Raw genomic sequence first — 16,315 nt, forward strand, 5'->3', positions numbered from 1 at the left:
AATTCATGCCGTATTGTAGCCCATCGAGCACAACGAGGTCTCGGGAACTTGTGCCTCATGGGCTACATTTCAACGGAATTTGTGAGAAATTGTAGCCCATAGGCTACAATTCGGCCACGCCCGCCTTGGAGAAGCCAACACCAGTGCGGCCAAAGAAAAGCGGGCTTCCCGCTAGCGCGAAAAGCCCGCTTCATATTGCTTCATCCATCGCCACGCCGGGCAGGATGCCCGGCTCGACTATCACTTCGCTGCGCCACCCTGGAACCACGCGGCGATCTTCATCCGCTCGTCGTCGGTCATGTGCGTCACGTTGCCGAGCGGCATGGCTTTCAGCGTCACGGCTTGCTGGTAAATCCGCTGCGCGTTCTGCGAGATTTCATCCGGCGTGTCCAGCAGCACGCCGGCGGGGGCGCTGCCCATCATCGTGGGATGCGCGGAGTGGCAGGCCACGCAGCGCTGTTGCAGCACCGGTGCGATGTCAGCCACTTTGATCGTCGGCGCGTTGGCCGCTTGCGCTTGCGGCACCATCGGCTTCGGCATGGTCCAGAAGAGGGCGCCGAACATCAGGGCAATGCCCGCCAGCGGCAAATACCACAACACCTGGCCACGGTGACGCATCACGAAGAACTGACGGATCAGCGCGCCGGCCAGCATGATGACAAGCAGCACGGCCCAGTTGTACGGATGCGTGTAGGTCATCGCGTAGTGGTTCGACAGCATCGCGAACACCACCGGCAGCGTGAAATACGTGTTGTGCACCGAGCGTTGCTTGCCGCGCTTGCCATAAATCGGGTTCGGTGTCTCGCCTTTGAGCATGGCGTCGACCATCTTGCGCTGGCCCGGAATGATCACGAAGAACACGTTGGCCGACATGATCGTGGCCAGCATCGCGCCCATGATCAGGTAAGCCGCGCGGCCCGCAAAGATATGACACGCGAGCCACGCCGCGATCAGCACGTACACGCCGACGCAGATGCCGAGCACCTTATCCTTGTTGCCGAGAATGCGGCACAGCGAGTCGTACACGATCCAGCCGGCGGCGAGGAAGCCGAGCGCCGAGGCGACGGCGACCACCGGTCCCATATCCAGCACGTTCTTGTCGATCAGGTAAGTGCTCGGCGAGAACAGATACAGCACGGTGAAGAGACCGAAGCCCGACAACCACGTGGTGTACGACGGCCACTTCGACCAGTGCAGATCGTCCGGCATTTCCGGCGGCGCGACCGTGTACTTCTGCATGTTGTAGAAGCCGCCGCCGTGCACGTGCCACAGTTCGCCGAACACGCCGCGCCTGCGCTGGTTCGGGTCTGCCGGCGGTTTCAGGCTGTTGTCGAGCGCGACGAAATAAAATGATTCGCCGATCCATGCAATCGCGGCGATGACGTGAAACCAGCGAATCGCCAGATTCAACCAGTCTGTGATAAAGCCTTCCATGAAACTCCTCCACTTCTGATTCGTTGTACTCGCAGCGACGTCATGTGCCTTTTGAAACCCGGCTCACGGGTCGTTGGCAGGGCAGCACGTCGCTGCGCAGACTGCGGGGTGAAGACGCGATGCGCTCAGTTCGCACAGCGCCGTTTTTTTATTGGCTCGTTGGGCTGGCCGGAGTCGGTTCGAAGTGGGTCGACTCGCATGCGTTCGATTGCGTTTCGCGGGTGCTCGCCCGTGTGTCCCTGTATGTGCCTGAGCATCTGCGCAATGCAATCGAGCGCGAGGGTCATGCTGCGCGAACTCGACCTCGCTTCGTCCAACCTCTTTCCAACACTTCGCGGCAGATGTCTCCTTAGCTGCCGCGATAGGTGCTATACGACCACGGCGACACGAGCAGCGGCACGTGATAGTGCGCGCCGGCATCGGCCACGCCGAAGCGCAACACGACGCGATCGACGAAGCGTGGCTCCGGCACCTTCGTGCCGATCGACGCAAAGTAGTCGCCTGCGCCGAATACGAGTTCGTATTCGCCCGCGACTAGCGCATCGCCTTCGAGCAGCGGCTGGTCGCAACGGCCGTCGTCATTGGTGGTGGTAGTTTTGAGCGCGCGGCGCGTGTCGCCCGAGAGCGCGAAGAGTTCGACCTTGATGCCCGCGCCGGGACGGCCGTTGGCGGTGTCGAGCACATGGGTAGTGAGCTTTCCCATTCGCAATTTTCCTTATGTGAATGCGAGGTTTCGGCGGCAGCCCGATCCAGATACGTTTGCGGCGGATCGAGGCTCCACGTCAGTGGCTACATACCCGTCGGCGAATTGAAGCGAGCGCCGTGACAGCCATTGTAAAAAGGTTGTTCCGTCCAGCGCGCGCGAGATAGGAAAGATAATAGCTGGCGCATGACGGACAGCCTGTTGAAAGCCGCAACGACTCGATTCCTTCGACTATTACAGCGCATTTGCCTTACCGGCGGATCGTACCGGCGCCAAAAAAGGCCCACTATATCGGCAGCGTGAAGTTGGGTATCGCATTGGCGTGAGTTGTCAGCATTATTTTGGCCGTCGAAGGTTACGTCCGTGCATTGCGGCAAACACGAATCGAGGACGATTCAGCCGCGACGCACCCCGAAGACGGCGGAAACACGCTGGGTAACCGGGCCAACGGCGTTCGACGGGACGCGGCGGCACGGTGGCGTGCCGTCACATCGCGTTCGAACGGCTTTGCACGGAAGCAATGAAGCGGAGAAACGAATGACGATGGAACAAGCGGCTAACAAGCCCAAGAAGACGATGTTGGTGAAGCACGCGGACGTGCTGGTCACGATGGACGGCGCCCGGCGCGAACTGCGCGACGGCGGCATGTTTATCGAGGACAACCGCATCGTCGCGGTCGGACCGACGGCGGAATTGCCGCAAACGGCCGACGAAGTGCTGGATATGCGCGGGCATCTGGTGATTCCGGGCCTCGTCAACACGCACCACCACATGTATCAGAGCCTGACGCGGGCGGTTCCCGCCGCGCAGAACGCCGAACTGTTCGGCTGGCTGACCAGCCTATACAAGGTGTGGGCGAACCTCACGCCGGAGATGATCGAAGTCTCCACGCTGACGGCGATGGCCGAGCTCTTGCTGTCCGGCTGCACGACGTCGAGCGACCATTTGTATATCTATCCGAACGGCAGCCGGCTCGACGACAGCATCGGCGCGGCGCGCCGGATCGGTATGCGTTTTCACGCGGCGCGCGGCAGCATGAGCGTCGGGCAGAAAGACGGCGGCTTGCCGCCGGATTCAGTGGTCGAGCGTGAAGCGGACATCCTGAAGGACACCCAGCGGCTGATCGAGACGTATCACGACGAAGGACGTTACGCGATGCTGCGTGTGGTGGTCGCGCCATGCTCGCCGTTCTCGGTGAGCCGCGATCTGATGCGTGAATCCGCGGTGATGGCGCGGCAGTATGGCGTGTCGATGCACACGCACCTGGCGGAAAACGTCAACGACATCGCGTACAGCTGCGAGAAGTTCGGCATGACGCCGGCGGAGTATGCGGAAGACCTCGGCTGGGTTGGCCACGATGTGTGGCATGCGCACTGCGTGCAACTCGACGACGCCGGCATCGACCTGTTCGCGCGCACCGGCACCGGCGTCGCGCATTGCCCGTGTTCGAACATGCGGCTCGCGTCGGGTATCGCGCCGGTGAAGCGCATGCGTCTGGCGGGCGTGCCAGTGGGCTTGGGCGTCGACGGATCGGCGTCGAACGACGGCGCGCAGATGATTGCCGAAGTGCGTCAGGCTTTGTTGCTGCAACGAGTCGGTTTCGGACCTGATGCGATGACCGCACGCGAGGCGCTGGAAATTGCGACGCTCGGCGGCGCGAAGGTGCTCAATCGCGACGATATCGGTGCGCTGGCGCCAGGCATGGCGGCGGATTTCGTGTCGTTCGATCTGCGCCAGCCGCTTTTCGCGGGCGCGTTGCACGACCCCGTCGCGGCGCTCGTGTTCTGCGCGCCGTCGCAAGTTAGCTACAGCGTGATCGGCGGCAAGGTCGTCGTGAAAGAAGGGCAGTTGACGACGCTGGAGCTCGGGCCGGTCATCGAGCAGCACAACCGGTTGGCGAAGACGCTTTACGAAGCTGCGGCGTAAAAGAAGGAACGGGTTATCGGCGCCGCCGATAACCCGTAAAGCAAAGCAAAAACTCAAGGCTTGTCGATCAACGTCTTGGTCGCCTCGGCGACCAGACTGCGCAACCAGCGCACTTCATCGGAGTAATGCACGCGTTCGTGCCACAGTTGGTAGTACTGCATCGGCGGGAAATCGAGTGGTGCGGGCACGACCGTGAGCGGCAGGAACTTGGCGTAATAATCGGCAAAGAGGCGCGTCGTCGTGAAGATCAGATCGGACTTGATCAGCACGTATGGCGCCAGATTGAAGTACGGCAGCGTCACGACCACATGGCGCTTGAGCCGCTCGCGCGCGAGATGCACGTCGATCGCGCCGCGCTGGCCCACCGAATAAGGAGTAGGCGCGAGATGCGGCGCATTCAGGTACTGGTCGAGCGTGAGACCGCCGCGTTTGGCAAACGGATGCGTGTTGCTCATCAGGCAGACGATCTGATCGACGAAGAGGTTCGACAGGTGCAACTGTTCCGGCGGCTCCGGCCAGTTTCCGACCACGATGTCGAGCTTGCCGTCTTCAAGCGCGAGTTCGTAGTCGAAAGCCGGCCCGAGCGAGTGAAACTCGAGCGTCGCGTTCGGCGCGGCCTGACGAAAGCGTTCGACCACCGTCGGCACGAACAAGACGTTCAGGTAGTCCGGGCAGCCGATCCGGTAGCAACGGATCGAAGTGGCCGGATCGAAGTTGTGTTGCTGGAACTTGATGCGTTCGATCTCGCGCAGCGCGTTCTGCACCGGTTCGAGCAGGCGCAGGCCGTATTCCGTGGGCACCATGCCGGATTTGCCGCGCACCAGCAGCGGGTCGCCGGTGATGTCGCGCAAACGGCGCAGCGCCGCGCTGATGGCGGGTTGCGATTGATTCAGTTTGACGGCCGCGCGCGTGACGCTGCGTTCCATCAACAGGGTATGCAAGACGCGTAACAGGTACGTATCGATCGCCTCGCGTTGCTGACTCATGACTTCTCCGAAATATATGTTCTGGCTGATCGAGCGGGCGTGGGTGTATATGACTTTTAATATGAACGTAAAGCCGCGTCAAGAGTGGGATACCCGCAGAGCTCGCTGCGACGCGGGTTTGCGGGGAATTTTGGCGGCTCGACTGACTGGGTCGAATTAGGTATTGTCATCCGGTTGTGGTGACGGATCGCCTGCCGGCAAGGTGGACGGACGCGCTGTAACCGGCAGTCACTGACGTACTACGGAATCACATGAGCGACTCTTCTTATAGCGACGGCGCCGCCGCGCAGCCGGCAGACAGGCCGGAACAGGCGGCGCCCCGGTTGGTGCTTCAGGGCATCACCAAACAATATCCGGCCGTGCGAGCCAACGACGACGTCACGCTGATCGTCGCGCCGGGAGAAATCCATGCCGTGCTCGGCGAGAATGGCGCCGGCAAAAGCACGCTGATGAAAATCATCTACGGCGCGGTGCGGCCCGACGCCGGCGAGATTCGCTGGGAAGGCCAGACGGTCGAGATCGCCAACCCAGCGGCGGCGCGCAAGTTGGGCATCGGTATGGTGTTCCAGCACTTTTCGCTGTTCGAGACGCTCACGGTCGGCGAAAACATCACGCTTGCGCTCGACGAACCGTTCGATCTGAAGACGCTTTCGAGGCGCATCCGCGAAGTCTCCGCCGACTACGGGCTCGATATCGATCCGCAGCGCCACGTGCATAGTCTGACGGTGGGCGAGCGGCAACGCGTGGAGATCGTTCGTTGTCTGCTGCAGAATCCGCGCTTGCTGATCATGGACGAGCCGACTTCGGTGCTGACGCCGCAAGCGGTCCGCAAGCTGTTCGAGACGCTGCGGCGGCTCGCTGCCGAAGGCTGCAGCATCCTCTATATCAGCCACAAGCTCGACGAAATCCAGGAGTTGTGCGACACCGCGACGGTGATGCGCGGCGGCCGCGTGACCGGCCATGTGAAGCCGAAGGGCGAAACGCATGCGTCGCTCGCGCAATTGATGGTCGGCCATTCGCTGCCGGATTACACGCGGCGCGAACACAATCCGGGCGCGGTGCTGCTCGACGTGAAGCACCTCTCGGTGGAAAGCGACGACCCGTTCGGCACCTCGTTGCGCGACGTGTCATTCGGCGTGCATGCGGGCGAAATCTTCGGCGTCGCGGGCGTCTCGGGCAACGGCCAGGCGGAACTGCTGTCGGCGCTGTCGGGCGAAAAACGCGGCGTGCGCGCCGACGCGGTCACCATTTGCGGCAAGGCGGCCGGGCGCCTCGGCGCGGGCGGCCGGCGTGCGCTCGGCTTTGGCTTCGTGCCGGAAGAGCGCCTCGGGCGCGGTGCGGTGCCGGCCATGACGCTGTCGGAAAACGCGCTGCTCACCGCGCATCGTCAGCAGATGGTGAACTCGGGCTGGATCAAGGCCGGCGCGATGCGCGCATTCGCGAAGCGTTGCATCGAGGCCTTCGACGTGCGCTGCGGCGGCTCCGAAGCGCTCGCGCAAAGTCTGTCGGGCGGCAATCTGCAGAAATACATCATGGGCCGCGAGATTCTGCAGGCGCCCAAGGTGCTGGTGGTCGCGCAACCCACGTGGGGCGTGGATGTCGGCGCGGCGTCCTTTATTCGCCAGCAGTTGCTCGATCTGTCGGCGCGCGGCGTGGCGATTCTGGTGATCTCGGAGGAGTTGGAAGAGTTGTTCGACATCTGCGATCGCATCGCGGTGCTCGCAGGCGGCAGACTCTCGCCGGTGCGCGCCACCGGGGCGACCAACGCCGAGGAAATCGGCCGCTGGATGGCGGGCCTGTTCGGCGACCGCGAGGGCGCGGCGCCTTCGGCGGAACAGCCGGCGCACGCCTGAGCCGGCGTCCGTCTCGCGAATACGCGTGACGTCGCCCGGCATCAGAACGAGAACCATATCAATCACACGTTACCCATGATTCTTCCCTATCGACTCGAAGCACGCACGACGCCCTCGCGCACCATGCAGCTCGCCGTGCCGCTGATCGCCGCGTTGCTCACGCTCGCGATCGGCTTTCTGATCTTCAGCCTCGTCGGCCGCGATCCGTTGCAAGCCATGCACGCGTTTTTCATCGAGCCGCTGTCCAGCGTGAACGGCTGGTCCGAACTGCTGCTGAAGGCGTCGCCGTTGTGCCTGATCGGCCTCGGTCTTGCTATCGGCTATCGCGCCAACGTGTGGAACATCGGCGCCGAAGGGCAGATGCTCCTCGGCGGCATCGCCGCGAGCGGCGTCGCGATCTATTTCGATCAGGCCACCGGCTGGTGGATTCTGCCGACCATGATGATCGCCGGCGTGCTCGGCGGCATGGCGTGGGCGGCGATTCCGGCGCTGCTCAAAAGCCGCTTCAACACCAACGAGATTCTCGTCAGCCTGATGCTGACGTACGTGGCCACGCAACTGCTGATCTACCTGGTGAGCGGCCCGTGGCGCGACCCGCAGGGTATGAACTTCCCGCTCTCGGAGATGTTCAGCGGCGACGCGCTCTATCCGACATTCTCCGGCGACTGGCACATCAAATGGCTGCGCGGCACGCGTCTGAACGCTTCGGTGTTCGTCACGCTGATCGCGATTCCGCTCGTGTGGGTTTTCATGCGCAAGAGTTTCGCGGGCTATCGCATGAACGTTGGCGGTCTCGCGCCGCTTGCCGCGCGCTACGCCGGTTTTTCCGACAAGAAAACCATCTGGACGTCGCTTCTGATCAGCGGCGGCCTCGCGGGCCTCGCCGGCATGGGCGAGATCTCCGGCCCGATCGGCCAGTTGCAGGCCACGTGGTCGCCGGGTTATGGCTTCACGGCCATCATCGTCGTGTTCGTGGGACGGCTGCATCCGCTCGGCATCGTGCTCGCGAGCCTGCTGATGGCGCTGCTGTATCTCGGCGGCGAAGCCGTGCAAACCTCGATGCAACTGCCGCAGGCGCTTTCCGGCGTGTTCCAGGGGCTGTTGCTGTTCTGCCTGCTGGGCGCAGACCTGTTCGTGAACTACCGCGTGCGCCGCCGTACGCTGACCGCCCAGGCTCACTGACTCGCCCACTGCTCACCGTTCACTGATTTTTGCGCCGGATCCAAATGGACATTCAACAAGCCAGCTCGCTCACGTCGAGCGCCGTCACCGCCGCGATTCCGCTGATGTTCGCGGGCGCGGGCGAACTCGTCACCGAAAAATCGGGCGTTCTCAACCTTGGCGTCGAAGGCATGATGCTGATGGGCGCGGTGACCGGCTACGCGGTCACCGCGATCACCGGCAGCCCGTGGCTCGGCGTGCTCGCCGCGATCGGCGCCGGTCTTGCCATGTCGCTGCTGTTCGCGTTTCTCACGCTCACCATGCTTGCCAATCAGGTCGCCACCGGCCTCTCGCTGACGATCTTCGGCATCGGCCTGTCGGCTTATGTTGGCAAGCCGTACACGTCGGCGGCGGTGCGCGCGACCATCGACACGTGGACCATTCCCGGTCTGTCCAAGATCCCGGTGCTCGGCCCCGCGTTTTTCAGCCTCACGCCGCTCGATTACCTCGCGTTCCTGATGTTCGCGGTGATCGGCTGGTTCCTGTACCGCACGCGCGCGGGACTCGTGTTGCGCTCGGTCGGCGAATCGCCGCAGGTGGCGCACTCCGTCGGCTTTCCGGTGATCGGCGTGCGCTACGGCGCGGTGGCGTTCGGCGGCGGCATGGCCGGGCTTGCGGGCGGTTACTACTCGATCGTCAATCTGCATTTGTGGCAGGAGCAGCTCACCTCGGGCCGCGGCTGGATCGCGCTCGCGCTGGTCGTGTTCGCGACCTGGCGCCCGGGACGCCTGCTGATCGGCGCGCTGCTGTTCGGCGCCGTGACCGGTCTGCAGTTTTACGCGCAGGCGATCGGCGTGCCGGTGCCGACGCAATTCCTCGCGATGCTGCCGTATGTCGCGACAGTCGTCGTGCTGGTGCTGATCTCGCGCAATCCGAACACGATCCGTCTGAATGCGCCGGCATCGCTGGGCAAACCGTTTTTCTCGGCGGGCTGACCGACCATCGACTCCGCTTTTCACATCATTCGATAAACATGACAGGAGAAAACATGAAGAGAAGAAATCTGCTGACCGCTTTCGCTTGGGGCGCGGCCTCGCTGGCGCTTGGTGCCGCGGTGACCGCGCCGCTCGCACAAAGCGCGCAGGCCGCGGATGCGCCGGGCGTGGCGTTCGTCTACCTGGGCAATCCGGGCGATGCCGGCTGGACCTTCGCGCACGATCAGGGCTCGAAGGAAGCGGAAGCGAAGTTCGGCAACAAGATCAAGATCACGCGCATCGAAAACGTGCCGGAATCGGCCGACTCCGAGCGCGTGTTCCGCGATCTGGCGAACAAGGGCAACAAGATCATCTTCGGTTCGAGCTTCGGCTATCAGGACTTCGAACTGAAGGTTGCGAAGGACTTCCCGGACACCGTGTTCTTGCACGCAACCGGCTACAAGAAGGCGCCGAACTTCGGCACCTATGACGTGCGCATGTACCAGGGCGCGTATCTCGCCGGCGTCGCCGCGGGCTACGTGACGAAGACCAACACGCTCGGCTTCGTGGCGTCGGTGCCGATTCCTGAAGTGATCCGCAACATCAACGCATATACGCTCGGCGCGCGCTCGGTGAATCCGAAGGTGCACACCAAGGTTATCTGGATCAACAGCTGGTTCGATCCGGGCAAGGAAAAGCAGGCGGCTGAAACGCTGATCGGCCAGGGCGCCGACGTGCTGCTGCAAAACACCGATTCGAGCGCCACGCTCGCCACGGCGTCGGCCAAGCATGTGCATGCGTTCGGCTGGGATTCGGACATGAAGAAGTTCGGTCCCGACGCGCACCTCGGTTCGGTGGTCGCGCACTGGGGCGTGTATTACAACGCGGCGATCCAGCAGGTGCTGGACGGCAAGTGGAAGAACGATCCGGTTTGGTGGGGCATTCCGCAGAAGGCCGTCAACCTGGAAGATCTGAACACTTCTGCAATTTCGGCTGACGCGCAGAAGCAAGTCGCGGCCAAGCGCGACGAACTGGCGGGCGGCAAGTGGGACGTCTTCACGGGTCCGATCAAGGATCAATCCGGGGCGGTGAAAGTGCCGGCCGGCAAGACGCTGACCGATCCGGAACTGCAACGCCTGAACTGGTATGTGGAAGGCGTGGACGGTTCGCTGCCGAAGTAACGCCGACGCCAAATCGACCAGGCGGAGGTTTCAGCAACCGCTGTTTTAAGAGGCTGCGTCCGGTGCGGACGCAGCTTTTTTCGTCGGAGTTTTAGCGCGCTGACGGCCACGCCGCCGGCGCGTCAGTCGATGCGCAGGCCGACCTTGATGGTGACCTGCCAGTAAGCCACCTTGTCGTTTTCGATCTGGCCTCGCGTTTCCGTCACTTCGAACCAGTGCAGATTGCGCAGCGTCTTCGACGCTTTCGCGATTGCCGTGCTGATGGCGTCATCGATCGATTTCGTCGACGAGCCGGTCAGTTCGATCTGTTTGTAGACGTGTTCGGACATGGACTTCCTCCTTTGATCTTCGTTGGTGTTCAAAAAGTATAGGCAACGCAAGCGCCGCGAACGGCCTCGTGTGAGCGAGTCATGTCGCACATGCCGTGCCCGGTATGCCGTGGCTGGACGCCGCCGTTATCATGTCCGCGCAACTCAATCTGATAGCCGACGAGGTTCGAAGTGGAAATTGGTTTTTGCGGTCCTGGTTTGATGGGCGCTCCGATGATCCGGCATTTGCTGCGCGCGGGGCATACGGTGCATGTCTGGAATCGCACGCGGGCCAAGGCGGAAGTGTTGATCGCGGACGGCGCTCGGGTGGCCGACACGCCGCGAGAACTTGCGACACGATGTGAAGCCGTGCTGCTGTGCGTCGCGGATGCGGCGGCGGTGGAAGAGACCGTGTTCGGCGCTTCGGGCCTTCTTGGCGCCGATGCGCCCGTATCGGGCCGATTGCGCTGGATCGTCGATCACTCCAGCATCCCGCCGGCCGCGACGCGCGCATTCGCGCAGCGCGCGGCGGCGCTGACGGCGGTTCGCACGGTCGGCGCGGGCCTGGGAGCCGCCGAGCGCGAGGGCGCGAGCGCTGGCGCGGACGTGGACGTGGACGCAGGCGCGCGCGTGGACAAGGGCGCGGACAAGCCGACCGGCAGCATCGGCTGGATCGACGCGCCGGTTTCAGGCGGCGTGGCCGGCGCCACCGCCGGCACGCTGGCAGTCATGGCGGGCGGCTCCGCGGCGGACGTCGAAGCCGTCAAGCCGTTGCTCAGCGCCTACGCGTCGCGTGTCACGCACATGGGCGAGGTCGGCGCGGGCCAGACCGCCAAGCTGTGCAATCAAACCATCGTCACGGCGACGCTCGCGGCGATTGCCGAAGCGGTGAGCCTCGCGCAGCGCAGCGGCCTCGACGCTTCCCGGCTGACCGAAGGTCTGGCCGGCGGCTGGGCCGATTCGGTGCTGCTGCAAACATTCGTGCCGCGCATGACGCAAACCGGCCTCGCGCCGATCGGCGCGTTCCGGACCCTTCAGAAGGACATCGACACGGTGGCGGCGACCGCCTACGAGACCGGCACGCCCATGCCGGTTTCGTCGACGGTTCAGCAATTGCTGCGGCTCGGCGCGGCAATGGGGCTGGGCGAGGCCGACCTGTCGGCGTTCATCGACGTTTTGCAGACGCCGCGAGGCATCCAAAGCCGGTAGCGCGACGGGCGCGCGGGTTGAATTCGCGATAACCTGCTAAAATATTGGGTTTTTCGCCGATATCACATTCAAAGGGACGCGCCGTGCTGTCTACCGCCAATATCACCATGCAATTCGGGCCAAAGCCCCTCTTCGAGAATATCTCGGTCAAATTCGGGGGAGGGAACCGCTATGGCCTGATTGGTGCGAACGGCTGCGGCAAGTCCACTTTCATGAAGATTCTGGGCAGCGACCTGGAGCCGAGTTCGGGCAACGTCATGCTCGAACCGAACATCCGCCTCGGTAAATTGCGCCAGGATCAGTTCGCCTACGAAGACGTGCGCGTGCTCGACGTCGTGATGATGGGCCACGCCGAAATGTGGGCCGCCATGACCGAGCGCGACGCGATCTACGCGAACCCCGACGCAACGGACGACGACTACATGCACGCCGCCGAACTCGAAGCGAAGTTCGCCGAGTACGACGGCTACACCGCCGAAGCGCGCGCGGGCGAGCTGCTGCTCGGTATCGGCATCGCGATCGAGGACCACAACGGCCCGATGAGTAACGTGGCGCCGGGCTGGAAGCTGCGCGTGCTGCTCGCGCAGGCGCTGTTCTCGAAGCCGGACGTGCTGTTGCTGGACGAGCCGACCAACAACCTGGACATCAACTCGATCCGTTGGCTGGAAGACGTGCTCAACCAGTACAACTCGACGATGATCATCATCTCGCACGATCGACACTTCCTGAACCAGGTCTGCACGCACATGGCCGACATGGACTACGGCACGCTGAAGGTCTATCCGGGCAACTACGACGACTACATGCTGGCGAGCACGCAGGCGCGCGAGCGTCAGCAGAACGCCAACGCGAAGGCGAAGGAACGTGTGGCCGACCTGCAGGACTTCGTGCGCCGCTTCTCGGCGAACAAGTCGAAGGCGCGCCAGGCTACCAGCCGTCTGAAGATGATCGACAAGATCAAGATCGAGGAATTCAAGCCGTCGTCGCGGCAGAATCCGTTCATCCGCTTCGAGTACGAGAAGAAGCTGCACAACATCGCGGTGGTGGCCGAGAAGATTTCGAAGAAGTACGAGCGTCAGATTTTCAACGACTTCAGCATTAGCGTGCAGCCGGGCGAGCGGATCGCGATCATCGGTGAGAACGGCGCGGGCAAGACCACGCTGTTGCGCTCGCTGCTTGGCAAGCTCACGCTCGATCACGGCACGGTGAAGTGGGCGGAGAACGCGAACGTCGGTTACATGCCGCAGGACACGTACGAAGAGTTTCCGGACGACGTCACGCTGATGGACTGGATCGACGGCTATCGCCAGGAAGGTGACGACGAGCAGATGGTGCGCGGCACGCTCGGCCGGCTGCTGTTCAATGCCGACGACATCCGCAAGTCGGTCAAGGTGCTCTCCGGCGGCGAGAAAGGCCGCATGATCTGGGGCAAGCTGATGCTGGGCCGTCACAACGTGCTGCTGATGGACGAGCCGACCAACCACATGGACATGGAATCGATCGAATCGCTGCAGATCGCGCTCGACAAGTTCGAAGGCACGCTGATTTTCGTGTCGCACGACCGCGAGTTCGTGAGCGGCCTGGCGAATCGGATCATCGAAGTGAAGACGAATGGCACGTTGAACGACTTCGGTGGCAACTACGAAGACTTCCTGTTGAGCCAGGGCGTGCAGTAACTGTCCCAACGCGCCCATTCATGTGACACCATTGTTCCACGGATTTGTCCCGGTGGGACAATGGCTGCGACGCGCGTCGGCCCAACTTAGCAGACCTGTCATCGCCGCTTCAAGGCGGCTGCAATCGGTGGGGCCATTGTACAGCAAGGCTTTGCTGGCGATGATACGTCGCGATCTAGTCTCGCATTGGCACAGAATTGGTACGGAAGCCTGCGATCTCCGGGCCGAGCAGATTAATAGCGTTCGCGGCTATTGAGCGACCGTTCTATCGCTTGGTCGTCACGGAAATCACGTTTGAATACGCCGTTGCAGATGTAGCAGCGAAGGTACGAGTCGTCATGCTCCGTTTGTAGCACACGCAATTGCTTCGATCCAAAGCACGTCGGGCAGTATTGCAGTCCGTTACCGCCAGCGTGACGGGTCACTACTTGCGCGCCCGTTTCGAGTTGCACGTATGCGTAACTGGACAGTTCGGCTTCTGCTGCCAGTTTTGCATTTGCTTGTCGCAGTTCTTCTTGAAGTGCGGCAATCCTTTCGGACGCAGCAAGCAGCCCGGTCTTCGCTTCAAGGACGGCGTCTAACATCTTGTTAATTTCGAGCTTGATCGCCACGTCCTGCTGCACGCCTATCGCCACCTTCGCTATCTGAATCGCTGTATTGACACCTGATAGGGCGGTTGTAATTTCGGCAATCATTTGCGTCTCCTTGCGTGGGTGCTATTCCAGAAGCAGCTTCGTAGACAGTTGTTCTCGGAGGCGCTTGGACCCGAGATCAGTGAGACGATAGTTGCCGTTCTTTAGGACTACGAGTTGACGGCAATCGGACGCAATCAGTCGCTGCAACGCGCTAGTGATGGTTGAAGCAGCCCAACGCGCCGCCTTTCCGATGTCAGTCCTCGACATCCCCTCTTCGCCAGCGTAGTGCATAAGCACTAGGATCTCTTCGTCGGGTTTTAGGTCGGTGCGCTGAACTAACGGCACCCCGTCGTACACGCCGACGCTCGGCACATCGAACTGCAATAGCTCGCGAATTGCTTTCGCGACTGCCTCTCGATCCCCGTTCCAAAATAGACGAAGCGTTTCGTTCATCGCCCATCGGACGCATTCGATCACAAGCTTGGCGTCCATGTGATTCGGTAGATAGCTTGGCGAGATGTGGACCGCGCCACGCTGGCTTCTGAACTTATAAATGGTTCGAAGCACGCGAATCACATGGATCGCATCCCTGCGGGGCAGCTTATGCCTTACCGGCTCGTTCTCTATGTAACCGCAACATGCGTCAAACTCCTTGTTCTGACTCAACGTTCCAGAATCCATGTGATAGAAGATTCTGGCCAGAATCTCGCAGAATTGTCCGCCGTCTAGCTCCGCAGGCTCCCAGTCGCGCTGAATGAATCGCCGTTCCGCCGAGACAAATTCTTCAACCAGTTGCGCACATAGAAGGTGATCGAGCGGCGGGCTAAGTTCTGCCAGCAGGCGCTTTTTGTCTATCAGAGCCACGCCCGTTCCTTACGTGTCCCGACCCAGTGCCTCGGCCACCAAGTTCTGAGCAGCGCGGATTCCTTCGTCGGTCAGATACCAAACACTCGGTGTGCGTGTTGTGTCCTCCGATACGAGTACCGGCTTTTTCAGGCGGAGTTTCCCAAGGTCACGAGTCACGTTGTTGGCAATGATCTCTTTAGCTTGCCTGAAGTGCTTATTGAACGACAGGGTGATGCGTTTAGCAGACAACTCCTTTTCGCCGACCATTTCCCCGATCACATACAAAGTCCATAGCGCTTTGTTTGCCGTAGTCCACGCTTGGACCGGATTACCGTATAGCTCAGGGGCGTGACGGAAGTCGATCGCCGTTGCTTCAACATCCTCGACACCGTTGCTTTGCACTGGGCGACGAGTCCGGGCACGAGTTCGCTTACGAGCTACCGATTCCGGTTTTACTTCCTCGACCGGCAGTGCCTCGGAGATCGACGGCAGTACAGTGACAGGGGAGGTGACGGGAGGCTCAACGATTCCAGTCGGCGGTTGCAGCATTCCAGCAAGTTGCCGCGTCAGTGCCTGTGTGATGTTGGGGACATCATCACGAGAGCCTTCAATTTCCATCTCGAAGCCCGTGATCTTCATCTTGACTTTGAATTTCGACATTCGCTGGTCTCGCAATAATAGATTGATGCGAACTTCCCGTACCGATGATCGTTAGGGCACAAGATGTTGTGTGAAACGATGGCGAGAATACTATAACAGGTATAGGGTACGCATTAATCGGCTCAAAAGAAGAATTTGCGACAAGGGTATACCCGTAGAAGCAAATTTGCCGCACTCTTTAGCGGGCACTTACGCCACCCACGCGCTTGCGCACGCCCCCCGTACGCCCGCCTGCGCGCATCTTTCCAGCCAGCGGAGGGTGCCACGGTGCCCGGTCGATGGCCTTGCTCGCGTAGTAGACGTGATGCGCAGGATGCACGTGCGGCTGGCGTACAGCGTCCGCAGCGCTCCACACTACCTCGGACAAGCCACGCCATACGCTAGAGCCTCGGCGGCGCTCGCCGCCGTACTGTTCAACAAACGACCGAATGATGCACGCCCACAACACTGCCGTCAGAGTGTGCAAAAAGTCCATTGACAGGTTTGTTGAACACAGCACGCTAAAATGAGCCGCACCTTTCCTTTACGCTCGAGTCTCGGCGGCGCGGTATGGGCAGGCAGCGACGAGCGGGCCGCGGATGTCGCGCGGCGCATCCGCACCGGCCAGGTGGATATCAACGGCGGCACGTGGAACATGGCTGCGCCGTTCAGCGGTCTCAAGCAGTCGGACTTTGGCCGGGAAAACGGAGTCTACGGACTCGAAGAGTAACTCGAACTCGAGTCCATGCAGTTCAAGGCGTGATTCGACTGACCGGCATCAATA

General features: G+C 61.7%; 14 protein-coding genes and 1 pseudogene. 8 read left to right on the plus strand and 7 right to left on the minus strand.

Going from position 1 to position 16,315, the window contains the following annotated elements; genetic code table 11:
• Window positions 1–240: 240 nt before the first annotated feature.
• Both B0G73_RS34440 and uraH read right to left on the minus strand, forming a co-directional pair.
• Window positions 241–1,434, minus strand: coding sequence for a urate hydroxylase PuuD (locus B0G73_RS34440; protein WP_106285576.1), 1,194 nt, complete (start codon window positions 1,432–1,434; stop codon window positions 241–243).
• Window positions 1,435–1,783: 349 nt separating this feature from the next.
• Window positions 1,784–2,137, minus strand: coding sequence for a hydroxyisourate hydrolase (gene uraH, locus B0G73_RS34445; protein WP_012433320.1), 354 nt, complete (start codon window positions 2,135–2,137; stop codon window positions 1,784–1,786).
• A 537-nt stretch (window positions 2,138–2,674) separates the two neighbouring features.
• Between uraH and B0G73_RS34450 the strand changes: the two genes are divergently transcribed.
• The gene (locus B0G73_RS34450; RefSeq protein ID WP_106285577.1) at window positions 2,675–4,063 is read left to right on the plus strand and encodes an 8-oxoguanine deaminase; all 1,389 of its coding nucleotides are present in this window, start codon (window positions 2,675–2,677) and stop codon (window positions 4,061–4,063) included.
• A 53-nt stretch (window positions 4,064–4,116) separates the two neighbouring features.
• On the opposite strand, the gene B0G73_RS34455 is transcribed toward B0G73_RS34450, so the two are convergent.
• Window positions 4,117–5,049, minus strand: coding sequence for a LysR substrate-binding domain-containing protein (locus B0G73_RS34455; protein WP_074764203.1), 933 nt, complete (start codon window positions 5,047–5,049; stop codon window positions 4,117–4,119).
• A 251-nt stretch (window positions 5,050–5,300) separates the two neighbouring features.
• Between B0G73_RS34455 and B0G73_RS34460 the strand changes: the two genes are divergently transcribed.
• The 4 genes from B0G73_RS34460 to B0G73_RS34475 all read left to right on the plus strand — a co-directional run bounded on the left by B0G73_RS34460 (window position 5,301) and on the right by B0G73_RS34475 (window position 10,218).
• Window positions 5,301–6,902, plus strand: a complete 1,602-nt coding sequence (locus B0G73_RS34460; protein ID WP_106285578.1) for an ABC transporter ATP-binding protein — start codon at window positions 5,301–5,303, stop codon at window positions 6,900–6,902.
• A gap of 75 nt (window positions 6,903–6,977) precedes the next feature.
• Entirely contained in the window at window positions 6,978–8,084 is a 1,107-nt protein-coding gene (locus tag B0G73_RS34465) for an ABC transporter permease (RefSeq protein WP_106285579.1), read from the plus strand.
• 44 nt (window positions 8,085–8,128) lie between these two features.
• On the plus strand, window positions 8,129–9,058 hold the full coding sequence (locus B0G73_RS34470; RefSeq protein ID WP_012433315.1) for an ABC transporter permease: 930 nt from the start codon (window positions 8,129–8,131) through the stop codon (window positions 9,056–9,058).
• A 53-nt stretch (window positions 9,059–9,111) separates the two neighbouring features.
• Window positions 9,112–10,218, plus strand: coding sequence for a BMP family ABC transporter substrate-binding protein (locus tag B0G73_RS34475; RefSeq protein ID WP_106285580.1), 1,107 nt, complete (start codon window positions 9,112–9,114; stop codon window positions 10,216–10,218).
• Window positions 10,219–10,340: 122 nt separating this feature from the next.
• Here B0G73_RS34475 and B0G73_RS34480 read toward each other — a convergent pair whose 3' ends face one another.
• A complete protein-coding gene (locus B0G73_RS34480) occupies window positions 10,341–10,547 on the minus strand; it encodes a dodecin (RefSeq protein ID WP_091793652.1) in 207 nt (68 codons plus the stop codon).
• A 171-nt stretch (window positions 10,548–10,718) separates the two neighbouring features.
• Here B0G73_RS34480 and B0G73_RS34485 point away from each other — a divergent pair, with 171 nt between their 5' ends.
• The gene (locus tag B0G73_RS34485; protein WP_106285581.1) at window positions 10,719–11,735 is read left to right on the plus strand and encodes an NAD(P)-dependent oxidoreductase; all 1,017 of its coding nucleotides are present in this window, start codon (window positions 10,719–10,721) and stop codon (window positions 11,733–11,735) included.
• Window positions 11,736–11,818: 83 nt separating this feature from the next.
• Window positions 11,819–13,411: an ABC-F family ATPase gene (locus tag B0G73_RS34490; protein ID WP_106285582.1), complete on the plus strand. Its 1,593-nt coding sequence runs from the start codon at window positions 11,819–11,821 to the stop codon at window positions 13,409–13,411.
• 233 nt (window positions 13,412–13,644) lie between these two features.
• Here B0G73_RS34490 and B0G73_RS34495 read toward each other — a convergent pair whose 3' ends face one another.
• From B0G73_RS34495 to B0G73_RS34505, 3 genes are read right to left on the minus strand one after another with little or no spacing between them, the layout of a single operon-like run.
• The gene (locus B0G73_RS34495; RefSeq protein WP_106285583.1) at window positions 13,645–14,106 is read right to left on the minus strand and encodes a hypothetical protein; all 462 of its coding nucleotides are present in this window, start codon (window positions 14,104–14,106) and stop codon (window positions 13,645–13,647) included.
• A 21-nt stretch (window positions 14,107–14,127) separates the two neighbouring features.
• Window positions 14,128–14,910: a hypothetical protein gene (locus tag B0G73_RS34500; protein WP_106285584.1), complete on the minus strand. Its 783-nt coding sequence runs from the start codon at window positions 14,908–14,910 to the stop codon at window positions 14,128–14,130.
• 9 nt (window positions 14,911–14,919) lie between these two features.
• Window positions 14,920–15,552: a hypothetical protein gene (locus B0G73_RS34505; protein WP_106285585.1), complete on the minus strand. Its 633-nt coding sequence runs from the start codon at window positions 15,550–15,552 to the stop codon at window positions 14,920–14,922.
• Window positions 15,553–16,087: 535 nt separating this feature from the next.
• Here B0G73_RS34505 and B0G73_RS34510 point away from each other — a divergent pair.
• Window positions 16,088–16,261 (plus strand): annotated as a pseudogene (locus B0G73_RS34510) (aldehyde dehydrogenase family protein); the annotation flags it as partial.
• Window positions 16,262–16,315 lie beyond the last annotated feature (54 nt).

The organism is Paraburkholderia sp. BL25I1N1 (assembly GCF_003002025.1).
Lineage (GTDB): Bacteria > Pseudomonadota > Gammaproteobacteria > Burkholderiales > Burkholderiaceae > Paraburkholderia.

Excerpts from the sequence above, each read along its gene's own strand:
- B0G73_RS34505 (WP_106285585.1), bottom strand. The coding sequence starts at position 15,552 with ATGTCGAAATTCAAAGTCAAGATGAAGATCACGGGCTTCGAGATGGAA.
- B0G73_RS34455 (WP_074764203.1), bottom strand. The coding sequence starts at position 5,049 with ATGAGTCAGCAACGCGAGGCGATCGATACGTACCTGTTACGCGTCTTG.
- B0G73_RS34465 (WP_106285579.1), top strand. The coding sequence starts at position 6,978 with ATGATTCTTCCCTATCGACTCGAAGCACGCACGACGCCCTCGCGCACC.
- B0G73_RS34480 (WP_091793652.1), bottom strand. The coding sequence starts at position 10,547 with ATGTCCGAACACGTCTACAAACAGATCGAACTGACCGGCTCGTCGACG.
- uraH (WP_012433320.1), bottom strand. The coding sequence starts at position 2,137 with ATGGGAAAGCTCACTACCCATGTGCTCGACACCGCCAACGGCCGTCCC.
- B0G73_RS34495 (WP_106285583.1), bottom strand. The coding sequence starts at position 14,106 with ATGATTGCCGAAATTACAACCGCCCTATCAGGTGTCAATACAGCGATT.
- B0G73_RS34460 (WP_106285578.1), top strand. The coding sequence starts at position 5,301 with ATGAGCGACTCTTCTTATAGCGACGGCGCCGCCGCGCAGCCGGCAGAC.
- B0G73_RS34450 (WP_106285577.1), top strand. The coding sequence starts at position 2,675 with ATGACGATGGAACAAGCGGCTAACAAGCCCAAGAAGACGATGTTGGTG.
- B0G73_RS34475 (WP_106285580.1), top strand. The coding sequence starts at position 9,112 with ATGAAGAGAAGAAATCTGCTGACCGCTTTCGCTTGGGGCGCGGCCTCG.
- B0G73_RS34440 (WP_106285576.1), bottom strand. The coding sequence starts at position 1,434 with ATGGAAGGCTTTATCACAGACTGGTTGAATCTGGCGATTCGCTGGTTT.
- B0G73_RS34470 (WP_012433315.1), top strand. The coding sequence starts at position 8,129 with ATGGACATTCAACAAGCCAGCTCGCTCACGTCGAGCGCCGTCACCGCC.